Below are 19,041 nucleotides of genomic sequence, written 5' to 3'. Positions count from 1 at the left end.
CCGGGGGCGCGGCAGAGGGAATAGGGGGCGCCGGGCTCGCCGCTGGGTCCGGCACGGCTGCGTGCGGACGGCGGGAACTTCACACCGGCCCGAGCGGTCTACTCTTCAGTACTTCCGGTCCCGGGATTCTCCAGGGTTGCTGATTGTTTGTCGTCAATTGCTTGTACGCACATGAAGATAACCGTGATTGGCACAGGATATGTCGGGCTGGTGTCGGGCGCCTGCTTCGCCGATGTCGGCAATGCCGTGTTATGCCTGGATACGGACGAACGGAAGATCGAGCTGCTCAATGCCGGCCGCATCCCGATTTTCGAACCTGGCCTCGATGCACTGGTGGTGCATAACATGGCGGCCGGCAGATTGATGTTTACCGCCGACTACGATACGGCGGTTGCGCACGCCGACCTTATTTTCCTGTGCGTCGGCACGCCGCCGGAGGAAGACGGCAGCGCCGACCTGGCGCATATTCTTTCCGCGGTGCGCAATATCGGCCGGCGCGTGCAGCGGCCGACCATTCTGGTCAACAAATCGACCGTGCCCGTCGGCACGGCCGAGCGGGTGAAAAGGGTCATCGAGGAAGAACTCGGGGCACGCGGCGCCCACATCGACTTCACTGTCGTCAGCAACCCCGAGTTCCTGAAGGAAGGCGCGGCGATCGAGAACTTCATGCGCCCGGACCGGATCGTCGTCGGCAGCGACGATCCGCACGCGACGGCAATCATGCGCCGCCTGTACGCGCCATTCAGCCGCAATCATGAAAAGCTGGTCGAAATGGACGTGCGCAGCGCCGAGCTGACGAAATACGGTGCGAACGCCATGCTGGCGACGCGCATCAGTTTCATGAATGAACTCGCCAACCTGGCGGAGACCCTGGGCGCCGATATTGAACAGGTGCGGCGTGGTATCGGCTCCGATCCGCGCATCGGCCCGGATTATCTGTATGCCGGCATGGGATATGGAGGCTCCTGCTTCCCCAAGGATGTCAAAGCGCTGTTGAAGACGTCCGCCGACCATGGGCAGGACCTGCGCATCCTGGATGCCATCGAGGCGGTGAACGCATCGCAAAGGAATATCCTGTTCAAGAAAATCGCACGCTTCTTCAAGGGCGCCGATCAGCTTGCAGGAAAAACCATCGCACTCTGGGGCTTGTCGTTCAAACCGAATACGGACGATGTGCGCGAGGCGCCCAGTCTCGCGCTGATAGGGGAACTGTTTGCGGCGAATTGCCGCGTGCAGGCTTACGATCCCGTCGCCGGCATCGAGGCCAGGCGCGTCCTGCTCAGGGAGCATGGCGAAGCACGCTGCCAGACACTGTTCAGGATGGCGAATTCCGCGGCGGCCGCCGTCGAAGGCGCTGATGTGCTGGCCATCGCCACCGAGTGGAAGGAATTCCGTGCGCCGGATTTCGGCTTCCTTGCGGCCGCCCTCCGGCACCGGGCCATCTTTGACGGTCGAAACCTGTATGAGCCCGAGTTCGTCGCGTCCTTCGGGCTTGCCTACCACGGGATCGGCAGGGCCGCGCCGATGGGGCGGCAATGATCCCGGCCGGCGCCCCTGTGCTGGTCACCGGTGCTGCCGGTTTCATCGGCAGTTTTGTCGCATCGCGCCTGGCTCGCATGGGTGCGGCGGTTGCCGCATGCGACAACTTCAATGACTATTACCCGGTTCATCTGAAGCATGGGCGTGTGCAGGCCCTGCTTGCGCCGCATGGCATCCGCTGCGAAGCCGTGGAACTGGCTGACGCCCTTCAGGTCGACCGCCTGTTCGACCGTGTTCGGCCGGCCTATGTCGTTCACCTGGCGGCACAGGCCGGCGTGCGTTATTCGATTGAACATCCGGCTGCCTATGTGCAGTCGAACCTGGTCGCGTTCGCCAATATTCTGGAAGCCTGCCGCCGGTTCCGGCCACGCCACCTCGTGTATGCAAGCAGCAGCAGCGTGTACGGCGCAAGCGAAAACGCGCCCTTCAGGGAAAGCGACAGGACCGATGAGCCCGTTTCATTCTACGGGGCCACCAAGAAAGCGAATGAGGTCTTGGCGCATTCCTACAGCCACCTGTTTGGGTTCCCGGCCAGCGGCCTGCGGTTTTTTACCGTGTACGGGCCCTGGGGGCGTCCCGATATGGCCTACTTCAGCTTCGCGCAGAAGATGCTCGAGGGCGAGGCGATTCCGGTATTCGCCCAAGGCGCACTGGAACGGGACTTTACCTATATCGATGACATCGTTGAAGCGGTGGTTCGGGTTGTGGCAAAGCCCGCCGTTGTCGCCGCTAACGGGGCGCCGCACACGGTGTTCAACGTCGGTAACCACCAGCCGGTCCGGGTACTGGATTTCATTGCAGCCCTGGAGGAGGTAGTCGGGGTCAAGGCAAGGATCGCGTTCCTGCCGATGCAGCCGGGCGACGTTCCGCTGACCTATGCCGATACGAGCAAATTGCAGGAATGGGTCGGGTTTGCGCCGGCAACATCGCTGAGGGAGGGACTGGGCCGCTTCCGGGAGTGGCTGGTCACCTGGATGGCGCATAACAAGATCGACTAGACATGCGAAACGACGCGATTCCAGTGGCTTGCGACAGGCGCGCCGGCACGCATTTTCTCTTCGTACTCGCCGCCTATTTCCTGTTGCAGGTCGTGCTGCGCGTTAGCTCGCCTGCGGTGCTCGACCTGGACGAATCGGAATCCATCCTCAGATCCCAGCACTTGCAGTTGGGCTACGGCAGCCAGCCGCCGCTGTACTTCTGGCTGCAATGGCTCATGTTTTCCCTGTTCGGCGTCAATATCCTTGCCTTGTCCATCCAGAAGAACCTGCTCCTGTTCTGCACCTACCTGGCGATGTTCTACACGGCCAGGTCGCTCATCGGCGTTGCCGGCGCCATCATGGTCGCCGCCTCGCTCATCTTGTTTCCACAGATTGGATGGGAATCGCAACGCGACCTGACGCACTCCGTGCTGATGACCTGCGTTGCCGCGCTGGCGCTGTGGTGCTATGTCGGCCTGCTCCGGCAGCCGGGCAAACTGCGCTATGCGCTGTTCGGCCTGCTGATGGGACTCGGGCTGCAGTCCAAATATAACTTTGCGCTGTTTGCGCTTGGCCTGGTTGCGGCCAGCCTGCTGGTCCGGGAACACAGGCAGGCAGTATGGAACCGCAAGGCCTGGATATCGCTTGCCGTGCTGATGCTTTGCCTGGCGCCGCACGGGCTCTGGCTGCTCGATCACCTGGATCTCGCGATCCGCTCCACCGGGGAGAAAATGCAGGGCCAGGACGCTGGCTATGCAGGTAACGTGGCGCGCGGCCTTGGCAGCATGCTCAGCGCGAGCTTCCTGTTCGTCACGCCGTTGTGGATCGTGTACGGGTGGATCTGGTGGCGGTACGGGGACCCGCGCCGGGATCAACTACGGGCGGCCCGCGATCGTCCCGAGGTCCGGTTTTTTCTCTGGTTTTATCTGGCGGCGTTTGCATGTGTCACGGCGCTGGTCCTCGGCGGCGAAGTCACGAAAATCAAGGACCGCTGGATGCAGCCGATCCTGTTCCTGTCGCCGCTCGCATTCTTTGCGGTCTTCCCATCGCTCGCGCGGCGCACGGTATGCCGCAGCGTGCTCTGGGCAGCGGGGGTGTTCGCCGTGCTCATCCTGGCCGGCCTGTCGGCCCGCGCCTACTGGGGCAAGAACACGCGCGTACCGTTCGCTGAACTGTCGGCCCAACTGATGCGGCGCTTTCCGCAGGCGAAGACACTGGTTGCAAGCGAGCTGACGACCGCGGGAAACCTGTCTCTGCATAATCCGGCATGGACCGTCATGCTCTTGCCCGAGCTGCTGCAGAGACGGCCAGCCATCGGTGGCGACGTACTCCTGATCGGCTCCGGCGGCCATCCGGAAGATTGGCCGGACAGTTTTCTGAATGCTTACCCATCGAGCGCGCTCCGCCAGCGTGGGCGGCTCGAGGTCGGCAAGCCACAGGGTCGGCACGGCGCCATGGCGGTCGACTATGCAGTCGTCTCGGTAAAGGAAAAGTAAATGCTATTGTCGGTTGTTGTTCCAGTCATGAATGAGCAGGGCAACATTGAGCCCCTGATTGCGCGTATTGCAGAGGCGCTTGCCCGGGTAGAGCATGAGCTGATCTTCGTCGACGACGGCTCGAGCGATTGCACGGTCGCGGAAATAGAACGGTTTGCCACGCCGGCAACCCGCGCGCTGGTATTGAGCCGTAACTATGGCCAGACGACGGCAATGGCCGCGGGCATCGACGCCGCGCATGGCGAACTGATCGTCATGCTGGATGGCGACATGCAAAACGACCCGCATGATATTCCGCTCATGATGGAGCGCATGCGGGAAGGCGACTGGGACGTGGTTGCCGGCATACGCGCCAGGCGCAAGGATGGCTTCCTGCTGCGCAGGATGCCGAGCAAGCTGGCCAATTGGCTGATCCGGCGCGCCACGAACGTCCATATCAGCGATTACGGCTGCACGCTGAAGCTGTTCAAGAGCGAGGTCGCAAAAAACCTGGGACTCTACGGCGAACTGCACCGCTATATTCCGGTGCTGGCCACCATGCATGGCGCCAGAATGACGGAGATGCAGGTGCGGCACCATGCGCGCCATGCGGGTGTGTCCAAATACGGCATCGGCCGCACGCTGCGGGTCGCCAGCGACCTGATGCTCATGGTATTCCTGCGCAAATACGGACAGCGCCCGATGCATCTGTTCGGGACGCTGGGGATGGTCTCGTTTTTCGCGGGCTGCTCGTTGAACGCCTATATGCTGTTCGAGAAGCTCATGGGAGCAAGTATTGCCGGGCGGCCGCTATTGTTTCTTGGACTGCTGCTGACCGTGGCCGGTATCCAGCTCATCAGCACCGGCTTCATCGCGGACCTGATCATGAGGACATATTACGAATCCCAAAACAAGAAGCCCTACCAGATCAAGAGAAACATCGGTGTCTAAGCGGCCGGGCAAGAAATGGAAAGCCGTTCTGCAGGTGCTGATATCGGCCTGTCTGATCGTTTTCGTCTTTCGGAATCTCGACATGAGCCAGGTAAGGACCCTGGCTTTTCACCCGCAGCGCGCACCCATCCTGGCTGCCGCCTTCATCGCATTCAATCTGTCCAAGATCGTGGCGGCGCTCCGCTTGAATGTGTATCAACGCCACGCGGCAGTGCAGCTGAGCGAGGCAGAAAACCTGCGTTTGTATTATGCAGGCATGTTCCTGAACCTATTTTTACCAGGCGGCATAGGCGGCGATGGCTACAAGGTCCTGGTGCTGCATCGTCGCCATGCCGTCGCGCTGCGTACACTGGTCACGATCACGCTGGTGGACCGTGTCGGCGGCATGCTGGCCCTGCTGGTCATCCTGTGCACCTTGCTGCCCACCCTGTCGTTTCCCTGGCACGCACCTGGCGCCGTCGTGTTCGCGCTTGCATCGGTTGCCGCAATCGTCGCCGTATTCGTCCTGGCCCATCGCTGGCTCATCAAGCTCGACGCGGCAGGACTCGCCCGCGTGTTTGCGCTTGGGATAGGGGTGCAGCTCCTGCAATTGACATGCATGGGCATGCTGCTTGTTTACCTGGGTACACCGGCGGCCTATTACCTGGCCTTCCTCGCCATGTTCCTGGTTTCATCGATTGCTGCCGTGCTGCCGCTGAGTGTTGGCGGCCTGGGCGTACGCGAAGCGACTTTCCTGTTTGGCGTGAACCTGTTTCACCTGGACCCCACCTACGGTGTGATTGCGTCCAGCTGGTTCTTTTTGATCACGGTTCTCTCATCCATGATCGGGGCACTGTTCCTGGGCCGGTTTTCGCTGCGGGCAGCGGCGACAGGGTGAGGGCACGCATTGCGGCGCACTGCGCGCCGCAATGCGCTGCAATTGTCAGCCGTGGCTGAGCGCCGGCGGGCGTGCCGACTGCGGCACCGCGGCCGCGTTCGTTCGCTCGTCCAGCCTGAACAGACGCACCGCGCGCGCCAGCTCGGCGGCCTGGTCCTGCATCGCCTGCGCCGCGGCGCTGGCTTCTTCGACCAGCGCGGCGTTGTGCTGGGTGGTGTCGTCCATCTCGCCGATGGCGCGGTTGACCTGCTCGATGCCGCTGCTTTGTTCAAGGCTGGCGGCGGTGATGTCGGCCATGATGCTGGTCACGCGGCCGACGCTGGCGAGCACCTCGTTCATTGTGGCGCCCGCTTTCGACACCAGTTCGCGGCCGGCGTCGACCTCGCTGCTGGAGGCGGCGATCAGGCCCTTGATTTCTTTGGCCGCGGCCGCGCTGCGCTGCGCCAGGTTGCGCACTTCGCTGGCGACGACCGCGAAGCCGCGGCCCTGTTCGCCGGCGCGCGCCGCTTCCACGGCTGCGTTCAGCGCCAGGATATTGGTCTGGAAGGCGATGCCGTCGATGACGCCGGTGATGTCCCCGATCTTGCGCGAGGACTGGTTGATCGACTCCATCGTTTCAACCACCTGCGAGACCATGCTGCCGCCTTTCTGGGCGATGGTCGACGCGGTCATCGCCAGCGTGTTGGCCTGGCGCGCGTGCTCGGCGTTCTGGCGCACGGTCTCGGTCAGTTCGCCCATCGAGGAGGAGGTCGTGGCCAGGCTGCCGGCCTGCTGCTCGGTGCGGGCGCACAGGTCGAGGTTGCCGGTCGAGATCTCGTTCGAGGCATTGGCGATCTGCTCGGCGCCGTCGCGCACCTTGCCCACCACCGCGGACAGGTTGCGGCTGATGCCGTTCATCGCGTCGAGCAGGAGGCCGATCTCGTCGTTGCGGCCGCGCTCGATGCTGACGGTCAGGTCGCCGTCGGCGATGCGCACGGCGGCGTCGCGGGCGACCGCCAGCGGACGGGTGATGGTGGCGCGCACATAGGCATACAGGATGGCCGCGAATACCAGCAGCGCGACCAGGCCGAAACCGATGTACTTGTTGCGCAGGCGCGCAGCTTCCTGGGTGATCTCGTCGCGGTAGGTGCCGCCCGCGATGACCCAGTTCCAGTCCTTGAAGTGGGTGAAGGCCACGACTTTTTCGCGCGCGCTCGTCTCGCCCGGATTTTTCCAGTCGTAGGTGATCGAGCCCGTCTTCTTCTCGAGGATCTCCTGCACGAATGCGCGCCCGTCGGAGGCGCGGCTGTCGAGGATGTTCTCGCCTTCGCGTTTCGGGTGGACCAGCAGGTCGCCATAGGCCTTGCCCGGCGCCGCATTGAGCACATAGAAATAGCCGGTGTCGCCGATCTTGATCGAACGGATGCGTTCCTTGAGGGCCGCGAGGTCCTTGCTGATGTCGACCCCGACATACAGGGCGCCGACCACCTTGCCGGCCGCATCGCGCACCGGCTCGTACTGGGTGATGAACTGCTTGCCGAACAGCTTGGCCAGGCCGACGTAGACCTTGCCGTCCTTCAGCGCGGCGTAGGCCGGACTGGCGCGGTCGAGCTGGGTGCCGACGGCGCGATCGCCGTTCTCCTTCTTCACCGAGGTGGTGACGCGCACGAAATCCTCACCGTCGGCGACGAAAATCGTGGCATTCCCGCCGGTCTGGGCACTGAAGCGGTCCGGCGCGCTGAAGTCGAGGTTGAGTACCTTGCCGCCGTGGATCAGCGCTGGTACCTGTTTGCCGCCGATGTCGACCGCCCTGGCGGGATCGGCTTCGAAAGCGCCGGCGAATTCGGTGGCGAAGATCTTGCCGAAGCTGACCGCTTCGCTCGAGACGGTGCGATTGAACAAGTCGACGGTGTCGACGACACCCTTGAGTTCGTTCTGCATGTTCTGGCTGGCGCGCTCTTCGAGCATCGCGCCGGTGGTGACCGTGATCGTCATGATCAGGGCGGCAAGGATGGCGCCGACCAGGACGAAGCTGAAGGCGCTGATCCTGGTGCCGACATTCCAGTTGGCAGGGTGATACCGATTGTTGGACATGATTGTAAGCGGCAGTGACAAATATGTAGGATGATACCTACAAATTGCCTACAAGCAAGTATTCGACGAAAAAAACCCTTCCTTTGCTGTCGTTACGCAACAGAGCCGTTCAAAATCAGTGTTCTACATGCACGTTGTGGAACTGCAGCGCCGCCAGGTTGGCATAGATCCCTTTCATCGCCACCAGCGAGGCGTGGGTGCCGGTTTCGACCACGCGGCCGTCTTCCATTACGACGATGCGGTCGGCGCGCTGCACGGTCGCCAGGCGGTGCGCAATGATTACCGTGGTGCGGCCGACCATGGCCGCTTCCAGCGCGCCCTGCACCAGGCGTTCCGATTCGGCGTCGAGCGCGCTGGTCGCTTCGTCGAGCAGCAGCAGCGGGGGATTTTTCAGCAGGGCGCGCGCGATCGCGATGCGCTGGCGCTGGCCGCCCGACAGGCGCACGCCGCGCTCGCCGAGGAAGGACCAGTAGCCCTGCGGCAGGCGCTCGATGAATTCGTGGGCCGCGGCCAGCTTCGCCGCCGCGATGACTTCCTCGTCCGTTGCCTCGGGCCGGCCGTAGCGGATGTTTTCCATCGCATCCGCGGAGAAGATCACCGTGTCCTGGGGCACGATGCCGATCGCGCCGCGCAGGGTGTGCAGGTCGAGGTCGCGGATGTCGACGCCGTCGAGGGTGATGGCGCCCGACTGCGGATCGTAGTAGCGCAGCAGCAGCTGGAACAGGGTCGTCTTGCCGGCCCCGGACGGGCCGACCACGGCGACCGTTTCGCCTGGGCGGATCGCCAGCGACACGTGCGACAGCGCCGCCGTGTCCTGGCGCGAGGGATAAGCGAAGGTGAGGTCGTGCAGCGCGAGGGCCGCGCCATTCGAGGAGCGTGCAGGCAGGGCGCGCGGATGCGCCGGGTTGCGGATGTCGGAACGCGCGGCCAGCAGTTCCAGCAGGCGTTCGGTGGCGCCGGCGGCGCGCTGCGCTTCGCCCATCACTTCGGCCAGCGCGCCGATCGAACCGGCCACGATCGAGGCGTACAGGATGAACTGGCCGAGGTCGCCGCCGGTCATGGTCCCTTCCAGCACCGCGTGCGCGCCCAGCCACAGCACGAAGACGATGGTGCCGAATACCAGCACGATGGCCAGCATGGTGAGCAGGGAGCGCGCGCGGATGCGCTGCATGGCGGCTGCGAACGCGCCTTCCACCGAGCTGCCGAAGCGCTCGGCCTCGATCTTCTCGTGGGTGAACGCCTGCACCGTCGGCATCGCGTTCAGGATCTCGCCGGCCAGCGCCGAGGCGTCGGCGATGCGGTCCTGCGAATCGCGCGAGAGCTTGCGCACGCGCCGCCCGAACAGCACGATCGGCACGATGACAAGCACCAGCAGGGCCAGGATGATGGCAGTCAGCTTGGCGCTGGTCACGAACAGCATCACCAGGCCGCCGACGAAGAGCAGGGTGTTCCGAAGGGCGAGCGAGATGCTGGTGCCGACCACGGCCTGGATCAGCGTGGTGTCGGTGGTCAGGCGCGACAACACTTCGCCGGTCTGCGTGGTCTCGAAAAATTCCGGGCTCTGGTGCACCACGTGGCGGTAGACGGCGCTGCGGATGTCGGCCGTGACCCGTTCGCCGAGCCAGGACACCATGTAGAAGCGCGCCGCGGTCGCCACGCCCAGCACCGCGGCCACGCCGAACAGGGCGAGGAAGGTGGCGTCGACGTGCTTGATGCTGTGGGCGCCGGCCTGGGCGCCGAAGCCGAGGTCGATCATCTGCTTGAACGCGGCGGGAATGGCCAGCGTGGCGCCGGCCGCGAACAGCAGGGCGATGCCGGCCAGGACGAACTGGCGGCGATACGGGAGCAGGAACGGAAGCAAACCCTTGAGCGCGGCGAGGCTGCCCTTGCGTGGCGTGGCGGTGTCGGCGCTGGCGCTGGTGTTTGTGCTGGAACTGGGTGAACGCTGGGTCATCGTGTCGCTTGTTGTTGTTCTGCTTGTGATTTTGTCGTGTGGCTCAAAGTTTCATCTGCCGCGCATAGCCCGTCATTTCGAGGTAGCCGCGTCCGGCCGGCACGCCGTCCCGTTCGAGCGTGACCGCTCCCTCCCAGTAGACGGCGCCCGTCGAGCGGCGCGAATCGAGCTCCTGGTCCGGCTGCAGGGGCAGGATGCGCCAGCGCGTGGCGCCGGTCGTGATCGTGGTTGCGACCGGATATTCGGCATTCGTGCGCGGCGACTTCCAGCGCGTCTGCGGCGCGAACGCCACCTGGTCGGGCGTGTAGCGGACGACTTTTCCGTCGGGGCCGCGCAGCGCCGCGTGCGCCCATAGTTTACCACCGTCCTTCGACCGTATCTGGAAAGCCATCAGCGCCGAGCCGTCGTCGAGGTTGGCGCCGATCCAGTCCCAGCCCTGCGCCTCGGGCTGCAGCGCTTCGCTCGACCATTCGTGGTCGAACCAGGCGCTGCCCGTCACCGGTCCGGCGGCCCCGGCGCGTCCCGCGATGCCGGTCACCTTCAGCTGCGGCAGGCTGTAGTAATAGCTCGCATGCTTAGCCGCCGGGCCCTTGCGCGAATAGCCGGCGTCGCCCTGCAGCAGCGGCGGCTGGGCCGGCGCCAGCGTCAGCTCGAGGCTCAGTTCCGACGATTTCAGGGTGACGCGGTAGTTGCCGTCGGGCCCGCGCGTCATGCGCCAGTCGTCGAGTTTGAGGTCGAGATCTCCCGGTTTGGCCCAGGCCAGGCCGAACCCCTCGCGCGCGCTGCGCTGGTCGTGCACGAGATGGCCGAGCGCCGGATCCGACAGCGCCGCATGGCCAATCACCAGCTGGTGCGGCGCGAAGGCGCTCGGATTGGCCGGATCGTGTTCGGTGCGGCTGCGGAAGAAGGTGACCTGGAAGCCGAGCGGCTTGCCGGCGGCCGTGGTCAGCCATCCCGTCACATACCACCACTCGGTGCGAAAATCCGGATGGGCGCCGAAGTCGCGCGGAAAAGCCAGCGCCATGCCCGGTTTGACGGGCGCGAACGAAGGCGGGGCAGCCCCGGCCAGGCCGGCGCAGAACAACAGCAAAGCGAACAGCAGGCGCATCACCAATCCTCCCTCACGGCGCGCACCGGGCCGCCCGACAATGCATAGCGTCCCGACACCAGCGCGGTGCCGACCGAGGCCGCGACCAGCACGGCGGCGACGATTCCCAATAAACCCCAGGGCAGGTGCAGGCCCATGGTCCAGTGGAAGGACTGCGGGTTGACGACGAATACGAGGATCAGGCTGATCACGAGGCCCAGCGCGAAACCGCAGGCCACGCCGAGTGTCGTCAGCAGTCCCCCTTCGCAGGCCAGGATGCCGAGCACCTGGCCGCGCGTCACGCCGACGTGGCGCAGCATGCCGAATTCGCGCGCCCGCGCCAGCGTCTGCGCCGAGAAGGTCGCGGCCACGCCCGACAGGCCGATGACGATGGCGATCGCTTCCAGCAGGTAGGTCACGGCGAAGCTGCGGTCGAAGATCTGCAGGCTGGCGGCGCGGATTTCGCCAGGGCGGGCCAGCTGCAGGGCCGGGCCGAAAGGCAGCCGGCGCAGCGCGCCTTCGATCCGGTTCGTGTTCGCTGCGCTGCCGGCGTAGATGGCGGCGTCGGTCACTTCCAGCGCACCGGTCAGTGCGCGGTAGTCGGCCAGGCGCACGACGATCGAGCCGGACTGGTTGGCATAGTCGCGCCAGACGCCGGCAACGAAGAAGGGCGAAGGACGCCCGCCCAGCGGCAGCGCCAGGGTCTGGCCGACCTGCACGCCGTACAGGTCGAGCATCGCTTCCGAGACCCAGGCCGGCCGCGCACCTGCCGGCACCGGGAGCGAGGAACCGACCAGGAACAGCAAACGGCCCGGATCGAGCGCATCGATGTCGCGCGCGATCAGGATCACGTCCGGACGGTCGGCCGCCAGCGAGATCGGGCGCGTACGCAGGAACTGCACCTGATTGCCGCCGGCGGCGCGCGTGATCGCATCCTGCTCCGGCTTGCCGAAGAAGCCCGAGCTGCCGCCGGCGCTGCTGCGCACATACAGGTCGGCCGGCAGGATGTGGCGCATCCAGTCGTCGACCGAGATCCGGAAACTGGCGACCATGATCCCCATCGCCACCATCAGGCTGAAGCTGGCCAGGATGCCGCCCAGGGCGATCGAGGCCTGGCCGGGCGCGTTCGCCAGGCGCGCCAGCGTCAGCGCCAGCACCGGCGGCGGGTTCGGCATGCGCAGCAGCGGACGCGCGAGCAGGCGGAAGCTCGCCGAGGCCAGGCGCGGCATCAGTCCGATGCCGCCGATCAGCAGCAGGGCAATCGCGAAATAGCCGAACAGGGGCAGCTCGAACACGGGCGGCGCGAAGGCGAACAGGCCCGCCAGCGCCAGGCAGATCATGGATGGCCAGACGCGCGCCAGGTGCGACAGGGCCGCCTCCTCGTTGCCCGCTTTCAGGGCCACGGCCGGCCTGGCGCGCGCCGCCTCCAGGGCCGGCGCCAGGCAGCCCAGCAGGGCCACGCCCAGGCCCAGCGCGAAGAAGACGCAGGCGGCGACCGGCGTGAAGACGACTTGCGGCTTGACCCCTGGGAAGTAGCCGGCGCCGAGGTCGCCGCCGAAGAAGCGCAGGGCCAGCGCCGCCAGCGCATAGCCGGCGGCAACCCCGAGCAGCGCGCCGATCACGCCCAGACTGGCGCCCTCGACCAGCACCTGCCGCAGCAGCTGGCCGCGCTCCACGCCGAGCACGCGCAGCAGCGCGAACTGGCTGCGCCGGCGCATCACCGATAAAGCCTGGGTCGAGAACACGAGGAAGGCGCCGGTGAACAGCGCCACCAGGGCCAGCACGGTGAGGTTCACGCGGTAGGCGCGGCTGAGGTTATTGTTGCGGCTTTCCTGATCGCTGTCGTTCGGCTGCTGGACGCGAAAGCGCCCCGGGAAGCGCCGTTCCAGGTCGCTCTTCAGGCCCGCCTCGAATTGCGCGCGGTTGACGCCGGCGCGCAGTTTCAGATCCACGCGCGAGAGTTTGCCGAGCTGGCCAAAGCGCCACTGCAGGGCGCCGATGTCCATCACGCCGAAGCGCTGGCCGGGCCGGGCACGCTGCACGGGGCCGGCCACGCGCAGGTGGAGGTCCGCGGTGCCGGCGCGTACGGTCAGCGCCGCGCCGGCACGCAGGTTCAGCCAGCCCTGCGCGGCAGGCGACAGGAAGACCGCGTCGTCGGCCAGCAGGTCGCTGCCGCGTCCCTCGGCCGGCACGCCCAGCAGGTCGGGCGCGATATAGCCGGCGCGCAGCGGGTCGATGCCGACGATGCGCAGCGAGCCCTTGACGTTCGGGATCGCGGCCTGGAGTTCGAGCACCGGGGAGGCGAGGGCGACGCCCTCATATTGCGCGAGCAGGGGATAGATGGCTTCGTCGAACAGGGCCTCGCGCCCGGCGACCTGGACGTCCGCCTGGCCGGACAGGCTCTTGATCGCGCTTGAAAATTCATTGAAGGCGGCGGCGTTGATCAGGTGGATCGCAAAACCCATCGCCACCCCGACCGCGATCGCGGCCACGGCCAGCACGGCGCGCAGCGGGTGGGCGCGCCATTCGCCGACCAGCAGCCAGCGGGACAGGACGTTCAGGCCGGACATTGAACCGCCAGCGCCTCCGCTTGCCGCCGTGCCTTCAGGCGCGCCGCGGCCGATGTCGCCTTGCCTGCGCGGGCGGCATCTTCCTCGGCCCACCTGGCCTGCAGGCGCAGGCGTTCGCATTTCTGGCGCGTGGCCGCCGCTGCGCGCGCGGCGCCTTGCTGTCCGCGCTCCTCGCGTTCCGCGCGCGCTTCCAGCGTCGAGCGCTCCTTCTGCAGCGCGGCCAGGCGCGCCTTGTCGCGCTCCAGGGCGGCCGCAGCCTCGGCGCCCGAGGGGGCGGGCGGCACAGCCAGCTCGGTCGTCCGGCCAATCGCGCAGGGATGCTCGGCATAGCTCACCTTGCCGTCCAGCGTGCATTTATAGACCGGTTGCGCCGCCGCTGCCTGCGCCAGCATGAACCAACCGAACACCGCCCACACCCTTCGCATCGCTTTCTCCCTCACAAAATTTTGCCAGGGTTCATGATGCCGAGCGGGTCGAGCGCGCCTTTGATGGCACGCATCATGTTCAGTTCGACGGGGTCTTTGTAGCGTTGCAGCTCGTCGCGCTTGAGGGCGCCGATCCCGTGTTCGGCCGAGATCGAGCCATCGTGGCGGGCCACGCTGTCGTGCACGATACGGTTGATGGCGTCCTGGTTGCCGAGGAAGGCCTCGTGCGAGACCCCGTTCGATGGTGCGACGTTGTAGTGCAGGTTGCCGTCGCCCAGGTGGCCGAAGCAGACCACCTGGCAGCCGGGGAAGGCGTGCGCCAGCTGGGCATCGGTCGCGGCAATGAAAGCGGCGATCTGCGAGATCGGCAGCGAGACGTCGTGCTTGATGTTCTTGCCGGCGCTGGCCTGGGCCAGGGGGATGTGTTCGCGCAGCTGCCACAGGCCGCTCGACTGGGCGAGCGAGGTGGCGACGACGGCATCGTCGGCCAAGCCCCCTTCGAGCGCAGCTTCGATCGCGCCTTCCAGCAGGGCGACCGCGTGTTCTTCCGACTCGCTGCTCGACACTTCCAGCAGCGCGTATTGAGCATGGCTGCGGACGAAGGGGCGCGGCAGGTGCGGGAAGTGTTCGGAAACGAGTTGCAGGCAGAAATCCGACATCAGCTCGTAGGCGGTGAGGTTCGAGCCGCACTGGTCCTGCATCAGCGACAGCAGCGACAACGCGCGTTCCGGCGAATCCATCGCCACCAGGGCCGTGGTGGACGCCTTCGGCTGCGGATAGAGTTTCAGGACAGCCGCCGTGATGACGCCGAGCGTGCCTTCGGCGCCGATGAAGAGTTCGCGCAGCGCGTAGCCGGTATTGTCCTTCCTCAGCCCGCGCAGGCCGTCCCAGATCTCGCCGCTCGGGGTGACCACCTGCAGGCCCAGGCACAGGTCGCGCGTGTTCCCATAGCGCAGGACGGCGGTGCCGCCGGCATTCGTCGACAGGTTGCCGCCGATCGTGCAGCTGCCTTCGGCCGCCAGCGAAAGCGGGAACAATAAGCCGGCGCGGCCGGCCGCTTCCTGGATCTGCTGCAGGATCGCGCCCGCCTCGACGGTGATGGTGCGGTTGGTGGTGTCGAGTTCGAGGATGCGGCTCATGCGCCGCAGCGAGAGCACGACGGCCGTGCCGCTGGCGTCGGGCACGCTGCCCAGCACCAGGCCGGTGCGCCCGCCCTGCGGCACGATGGGCACGCGTGCGTGCGCGCAGGCGGCCACCAGTTGCGCTACCTCGTCGACGCTTGCGGGCAGCAGCACGGCCCGTGCACGGCCGGTGAAGCGGCCGCGCCAGTCGGTGAGGTAGGGCGCCATGTCGATCTGTTCCGACAGCACCCGGGACGCGCCGACGATTGCGCGGCAGCGTCCGAGGAAATCCTCAGTCATGCGGTACTTTTACCTTGTCCAGCAATTCCTTGGCCATGCGCTGCGCCGCCTTTTTATACGGACGCAGGTAGAGCAGGGCGCAGGCAAAAAAGACGCAGACCAGCGCCACCTCGCCCAGGGCCATCATGCGCGAGAGTTCGCTTGCATCGCTCCAGGCCCGCACCGCGCCTTCGGCAAAATAAATCAGGATCACCATCGACGACCACTGCAGCGTGTACAGGTCGCGCTTGATGACGCCGCGCAGCGGCACCAGCAGCGGCAAGGCCTTCAAGGCCAGCAGCGAGCCGCCGGGGTGCAGCGGGGCGACCCAGATTTCCCAGGCCACCAGCCAGCAGATCAGCCAGATCAGGCTGGCGATGGCACCGCCATGAAAGAGCTTTTGGGTTTGCATCAGCGTGGTCCGTGGGGTGGTGTGTGCAATTTGGCGGCTGCTTCGGCCAGGCGGCGCCCGAGCGCGACGGCCAGGCGTTTTTCGTCTTCCGTGACCTGCTTGTCGCCGTCGATGCCGGCCCAGTGGGTGGCGCCGTAGGGGCTGCCGCCGCTGGACGTGGTCATCAGTTCGGGATGGGTGTAGGGCAGGCCCATGACGAGCATGCCGTGGTGCAGCAGCGGAATCATCATCGACAGCAGGGTCGCCTCCTGGCCGCCGTGCAGGCTGCCGGTGGACGCGAACACGACCGCCGGCTTGCCGGACAGGGTGCCGGCCAGCCATTCGGCGGCCGTACCGTCGAGGAAGTATTTCATCGCCGAAGCCATGTTGCCGAAGCGCGTGGGCGAACCCAGGGCCAGTCCCGCGCACTCGGCCAGGTCGGATAATTCGACATACGGCGCCCCATCCAGCGGGATGCTGGGCGCGGTCGCCTCGGCCACCGTCGAGATGGCCGGCACGGTGCGCAGGCGGGCCTCCACACCCGGGACGCTTTCGACGCCCTGGGCGATCAGCTCGGCCAGCTTGCGGGTGGCGCCATGGCGCGAGTAGTACAAAACGAGAATAGTCAGGGAGGTCGGGTTCATCGTTGGTATTATAGAATGCTTTGCTCTACGCATTGGCCACGACAATGCGCTCAGGACGAATCTAAAACGACAACATGCTATCCAAGACGGTTCATGCAATTTCGCGCTCGACGAACGAGATGTTCAGCGACGGCTTCGAGCGCGTCCGCGGGCTGACGCTGGCCGAAGTGCTGGACCTGGTGCGCTTCGCGCGGCGCCGCCTGCGCGAGGAGATGCTGCCCCAGGTGGCGGGCAGTCTCACCTTTACCACGACGCTGGCCCTGGTCCCGCTGCTGACGATCGTACTGGCCATTTTTACCACGTTTCCGATCTTCGGTCAGCTCCGCACGGCATTGGAAACCTACTTCGCCCAGGCCCTGATGCCGAAGGCGATTTCGAACACGATCATCGCCAACCTGACCCAGTTTGCCGACAAGGCCAAGGGCCTCTCGGCGCTGGGCGCGGTCGTGCTGCTGTTCACGACGACGGCGATGATGGGCATGATCGAGCGCGTCTTCAACCAGATCTGGCGCGTGCGCCGCCCGCGGCCGCTGATGCAGCGCATGCTGACCTACTGGGCCCTGATCACCCTCGGCCCCTTGCTGTTCGGCCTCTCGATCTCGCTCACGGCCCAGCTGTTCATGGTCACCGGCGGCGTGACCAGGGCCGTGCCGATGCTCGGCAGCGTGCTGTCGACGCTGGCCTCGATCGCGCTCACCACCGGCGCGTATACCCTGCTGTACGTCACGGTGCCGAACCGCTACGTCAACTGGCGCGACGCGCTCTGGGGCGCGCTCGGCGCGGCGATCGCCTTCGAACTGGCGAAGCGCCTGTTTGCTTTATTCATCCGCCAGTTCCCGACCTACGCCATCATCTACGGCGCCCTGGCCGCGCTGCCGCTGTTCCTGGTGTGGATGTACCTGTCCTGGCTGATCACGCTGCTGGGCGCGGTGGTGGCCGCCGCCTTGCCGGTCGTGAAATACGAGCGCTGGTGGCATGTGCCGGCGCCGGGCGGCGCCTTTGTCGATGCGATGGCCGTGCTGAAGGTGCTGCACGGCGGCGCCCACGCGACCGGGTCGGCGCTGGTGTCGTCGAGCGCGATCCGGCTGCACACCCGGATCGGCTATGACGAATTGAGCCTGCTGCTCGAGCAGATGGTGGCCGCCGGCTGGGTCGGGCGGGTGCAGCCCGAGGCGCCGGCCCAGCCCCGCTGGCGCGGCGTCGACCGCGCCGGGGCCGACGACTGGGTACTGCTGGCCGACCCGGACAAGCTGCGCGTGGCCGACGTCTACCGCCTGTTCGTGTTCGGCGGCGCCAAAGCCGCGCTGGCGCCGAATGCGCAGCAGGTGGAAGGGTCGAATTTGTCGCTCGATGCCGGGGCGCTGGCGCGGCAGGTGGAGGCGGCGGTGGGGCAGGGGCTGGAGCAGCCGATCAGTTCCTATTTCGCCGATAACGGCCGCGCACCGTAGGGTGGGCTCTCGAGCCCACGCGGAATGCGCCCGTCGCGCACCTGAGGCTCGTTTTCGACCGCTCGAACCTGCGATCCGCGTGGGCACAAGTGCCCACCCTACGTTACGCGACTGTCCCGGCTAGAAACTGAGCTTCCCCGTCAGCATCTGCCAGTACATCACCCAATCCGCCCTGAACGACAGCCACGGCTGTGCAAACGTCGCCGGCCGGTTGTGCTCATAGAAGAAATGCCCGATCCAGGCCCCGCCATAGCCGAACACGAGGGCCGCCAGCACCCACCACGCATTGCCGGTCACGAGCGCCGCCGCGATGGCCAGCAAGGCCCCCGTGCTGCCGATGAAATGCGTGCGCCGGCAGCGGCGGTCCGCGTGCTGGGTCAGGTAAAACGGATAGAACTCGGCAAAGCTCATGTCCTCTGCTCCTCGAGCGACAGCGCGAACGCGTCGAGCGCGTCGAGCACGGCATCGGGCTGTTCGCTCATGAGCGAATGGCCGGCGTCGACCTGTACCACCTTGCCGTGCGCGATCGCGCCCGTCAGCAGCCTGGTCGAGCGCGCCGGCGTCATCATGTCTTTTTTCCCGAAAATGAAGAGCGTCGGGCAGCGTACCGCGGCAGCCGCCGCCTCGCCGTTGGCGTAGGCGTTACAAGCGGAGAAATCGGTGTAGAAAAGCCGGGCCGGATTCAGGGCCGACATGCGCTGCATCAGCCGGCGCGCACCGCCCATCACGGAAAAGCCCGGCGCCGGGCTCGAGGGCTTGTGCGCGATGCTCGAGTGCGACCAGATGTTGACCATGTCGATCGCCGTGTCCTCGTCGTCGCGCGCCGTTGCCAGCAGGGCGTCCGATACCTTCATCGGGTAAGTCGTGCCGAGCATGGCCAGTGCGCGCACCTTGCCGGGTGCGCGGTGCGCGGCTTCCAGCGCGATGAGCGAACCCATGCTGTGGCCGACCAGCAGCGGCTTGCGCACCCCCAGCGCATCGAGCAGCGCCAGCAGCCAGTCGGCCATCTCCTCGACGCTGGCCAGTGCCGGACCGCTGCTGCGGCCATGGCCCGGCAGGTCGACCGCCAATACGCCATAGCCGTGATGCGCGAACCAGCGCGACTGCAGGCCCCAGACCGAATGGTCGTTCTGGGCGCCGTGGATGAAGACGACGGTCGGCAGCATCGCATCGAAAGCCTTGCCGCCGGTGTAGGCGTAGGCTGGCTTGCCCTTGATATCGAGCTTCATC

General features: G+C 66.1%; 16 protein-coding genes. 6 read left to right on the top strand and 10 right to left on the bottom strand.

All coding sequences use genetic code 11. The features are described from left to right. The first annotated feature begins 171 nt into the window (after positions 1 to 171). Genes ACI48I_RS17875 through ACI48I_RS17855 form a run of 5 tightly spaced genes read left to right on the top strand, consistent with a single transcriptional unit; the run spans position 172 to position 5,819 of the window. A complete protein-coding gene (locus ACI48I_RS17875; RefSeq protein WP_498575044.1) occupies positions 172 to 1,539 on the top strand; it encodes a UDP-glucose dehydrogenase family protein in 1,368 nt (455 codons plus the stop codon). Continuing rightward, positions 1,536 to 2,537, top strand: a complete 1,002-nt coding sequence (locus ACI48I_RS17870) for an NAD-dependent epimerase/dehydratase family protein (RefSeq protein ID WP_498574963.1) — start codon at positions 1,536 to 1,538, stop codon at positions 2,535 to 2,537. Before ACI48I_RS17875 ends, ACI48I_RS17870 begins: the two co-directional genes overlap by 4 nt. 2 nt (positions 2,538 to 2,539) lie before the next feature. Continuing rightward, the gene (locus tag ACI48I_RS17865; RefSeq protein ID WP_498574962.1) at positions 2,540 to 4,012 is read left to right on the top strand and encodes an ArnT family glycosyltransferase; all 1,473 of its coding nucleotides are present in this window, start codon (positions 2,540 to 2,542) and stop codon (positions 4,010 to 4,012) included. Then, complete coding sequence (locus ACI48I_RS17860) at positions 4,013 to 4,942, top strand: glycosyltransferase family 2 protein (RefSeq protein WP_498574961.1); 930 nt, start codon at positions 4,013 to 4,015, stop codon at positions 4,940 to 4,942. It abuts the gene before it with no gap. Continuing rightward, a complete protein-coding gene (locus ACI48I_RS17855) occupies positions 4,935 to 5,819 on the top strand; it encodes a lysylphosphatidylglycerol synthase transmembrane domain-containing protein (RefSeq protein ID WP_498574960.1) in 885 nt (294 codons plus the stop codon). Before ACI48I_RS17860 ends, ACI48I_RS17855 begins: the two co-directional genes overlap by 8 nt. Before the next feature lie 45 nt (positions 5,820 to 5,864). Here the strand turns inward: ACI48I_RS17855 and ACI48I_RS17850 are convergent, their stop codons facing one another. The 8 genes from ACI48I_RS17850 to wrbA form a co-directional block, all read right to left on the bottom strand. Further along, a complete protein-coding gene (locus ACI48I_RS17850) occupies positions 5,865 to 7,892 on the bottom strand; it encodes a methyl-accepting chemotaxis protein (protein WP_498574959.1) in 2,028 nt (675 codons plus the stop codon). Between the two features lie 115 nt (positions 7,893 to 8,007). Then, the gene (locus ACI48I_RS17845) at positions 8,008 to 9,846 is read right to left on the bottom strand and encodes an ABC transporter transmembrane domain-containing protein (RefSeq protein ID WP_193686056.1); all 1,839 of its coding nucleotides are present in this window, start codon (positions 9,844 to 9,846) and stop codon (positions 8,008 to 8,010) included. Between the two features lie 43 nt (positions 9,847 to 9,889). Then, complete coding sequence (locus ACI48I_RS17840; protein WP_193686055.1) at positions 9,890 to 10,954, bottom strand: lipocalin-like domain-containing protein; 1,065 nt, start codon at positions 10,952 to 10,954, stop codon at positions 9,890 to 9,892. Next, the gene (locus ACI48I_RS17835; protein ID WP_498574958.1) at positions 10,954 to 13,503 is read right to left on the bottom strand and encodes an FtsX-like permease family protein; all 2,550 of its coding nucleotides are present in this window, start codon (positions 13,501 to 13,503) and stop codon (positions 10,954 to 10,956) included. Before ACI48I_RS17835 ends, ACI48I_RS17840 begins: the two co-directional genes overlap by 1 nt. Then, the gene (locus ACI48I_RS17830) at positions 13,491 to 13,928 is read right to left on the bottom strand and encodes a DUF4124 domain-containing protein (protein ID WP_498574957.1); all 438 of its coding nucleotides are present in this window, start codon (positions 13,926 to 13,928) and stop codon (positions 13,491 to 13,493) included. Before ACI48I_RS17830 ends, ACI48I_RS17835 begins: the two co-directional genes overlap by 13 nt. A gap of 11 nt (positions 13,929 to 13,939) precedes the next feature. Then, positions 13,940 to 15,349 (bottom strand): FAD-binding oxidoreductase, encoded by a 1,410-nt coding sequence (locus tag ACI48I_RS17825; RefSeq protein WP_498574956.1) that lies wholly within the window; start codon positions 15,347 to 15,349, stop codon positions 13,940 to 13,942. Further along, complete coding sequence (locus tag ACI48I_RS17820) at positions 15,342 to 15,740, bottom strand: DUF2069 domain-containing protein (protein ID WP_193686051.1); 399 nt, start codon at positions 15,738 to 15,740, stop codon at positions 15,342 to 15,344. Before ACI48I_RS17820 ends, ACI48I_RS17825 begins: the two co-directional genes overlap by 8 nt. Continuing rightward, a complete protein-coding gene (wrbA, locus tag ACI48I_RS17815) occupies positions 15,740 to 16,363 on the bottom strand; it encodes an NAD(P)H:quinone oxidoreductase (protein WP_193686050.1) in 624 nt (207 codons plus the stop codon). The genes ACI48I_RS17820 and wrbA overlap by 1 nt, the downstream gene beginning before the upstream one ends. Before the next feature lie 74 nt (positions 16,364 to 16,437). Here wrbA and ACI48I_RS17810 point away from each other — a divergent pair, with 74 nt between their 5' ends. After that, on the top strand, positions 16,438 to 17,811 hold the full coding sequence (locus ACI48I_RS17810) for a YihY family inner membrane protein (RefSeq protein WP_498574955.1): 1,374 nt from the start codon (positions 16,438 to 16,440) through the stop codon (positions 17,809 to 17,811). Between the two features lie 120 nt (positions 17,812 to 17,931). Here the strand turns inward: ACI48I_RS17810 and ACI48I_RS17805 are convergent, their stop codons facing one another. Together ACI48I_RS17805 and ACI48I_RS17800 are read right to left on the bottom strand one after the other, a co-directional pair. Further along, complete coding sequence (locus tag ACI48I_RS17805) at positions 17,932 to 18,222, bottom strand: Mpo1-like protein (RefSeq protein ID WP_193686049.1); 291 nt, start codon at positions 18,220 to 18,222, stop codon at positions 17,932 to 17,934. Beyond that, positions 18,219 to 19,040: an alpha/beta fold hydrolase gene (locus ACI48I_RS17800; protein WP_498574954.1), complete on the bottom strand. Its 822-nt coding sequence runs from the start codon at positions 19,038 to 19,040 to the stop codon at positions 18,219 to 18,221. Before ACI48I_RS17800 ends, ACI48I_RS17805 begins: the two co-directional genes overlap by 4 nt. Between the last annotated feature and the right edge of the window lies 1 nt (position 19,041).

It is taken from the genome of Massilia sp. LXY-5, assembly GCF_059801075.1.
The sequence above is the reverse complement of the archived record's forward strand: the minus strand, read 5'-3'. Positions and strand labels throughout refer to the sequence as shown.

Excerpts from the sequence above, each read along its gene's own strand:
- ACI48I_RS17875 (WP_498575044.1), top strand. The coding sequence starts at position 172 with ATGAAGATAACCGTGATTGGCACAGGATATGTCGGGCTGGTGTCGGGC.
- ACI48I_RS17870 (WP_498574963.1), top strand. The coding sequence starts at position 1,536 with ATGATCCCGGCCGGCGCCCCTGTGCTGGTCACCGGTGCTGCCGGTTTC.
- ACI48I_RS17865 (WP_498574962.1), top strand. The coding sequence starts at position 2,540 with ATGCGAAACGACGCGATTCCAGTGGCTTGCGACAGGCGCGCCGGCACG.
- ACI48I_RS17860 (WP_498574961.1), top strand. The coding sequence starts at position 4,013 with ATGCTATTGTCGGTTGTTGTTCCAGTCATGAATGAGCAGGGCAACATT.
- ACI48I_RS17850 (WP_498574959.1), bottom strand. The coding sequence starts at position 7,892 with ATGTCCAACAATCGGTATCACCCTGCCAACTGGAATGTCGGCACCAGG.
- ACI48I_RS17845 (WP_193686056.1), bottom strand. The coding sequence starts at position 9,846 with ATGACCCAGCGTTCACCCAGTTCCAGCACAAACACCAGCGCCAGCGCC.
- ACI48I_RS17840 (WP_193686055.1), bottom strand. The coding sequence starts at position 10,954 with ATGCGCCTGCTGTTCGCTTTGCTGTTGTTCTGCGCCGGCCTGGCCGGG.
- ACI48I_RS17835 (WP_498574958.1), bottom strand. The coding sequence starts at position 13,503 with ATGTCCGGCCTGAACGTCCTGTCCCGCTGGCTGCTGGTCGGCGAATGG.
- ACI48I_RS17830 (WP_498574957.1), bottom strand. The coding sequence starts at position 13,928 with ATGCGAAGGGTGTGGGCGGTGTTCGGTTGGTTCATGCTGGCGCAGGCA.
- ACI48I_RS17825 (WP_498574956.1), bottom strand. The coding sequence starts at position 15,349 with ATGACTGAGGATTTCCTCGGACGCTGCCGCGCAATCGTCGGCGCGTCC.
- ACI48I_RS17820 (WP_193686051.1), bottom strand. The coding sequence starts at position 15,740 with ATGCAAACCCAAAAGCTCTTTCATGGCGGTGCCATCGCCAGCCTGATC.
- wrbA (WP_193686050.1), bottom strand. The coding sequence starts at position 16,363 with ATGAACCCGACCTCCCTGACTATTCTCGTTTTGTACTACTCGCGCCAT.
- ACI48I_RS17810 (WP_498574955.1), top strand. The coding sequence starts at position 16,438 with ATGCTATCCAAGACGGTTCATGCAATTTCGCGCTCGACGAACGAGATG.
- ACI48I_RS17805 (WP_193686049.1), bottom strand. The coding sequence starts at position 18,222 with ATGAGCTTTGCCGAGTTCTATCCGTTTTACCTGACCCAGCACGCGGAC.
- ACI48I_RS17800 (WP_498574954.1), bottom strand. The coding sequence starts at position 19,040 with ATGAAGCTCGATATCAAGGGCAAGCCAGCCTACGCCTACACCGGCGGC.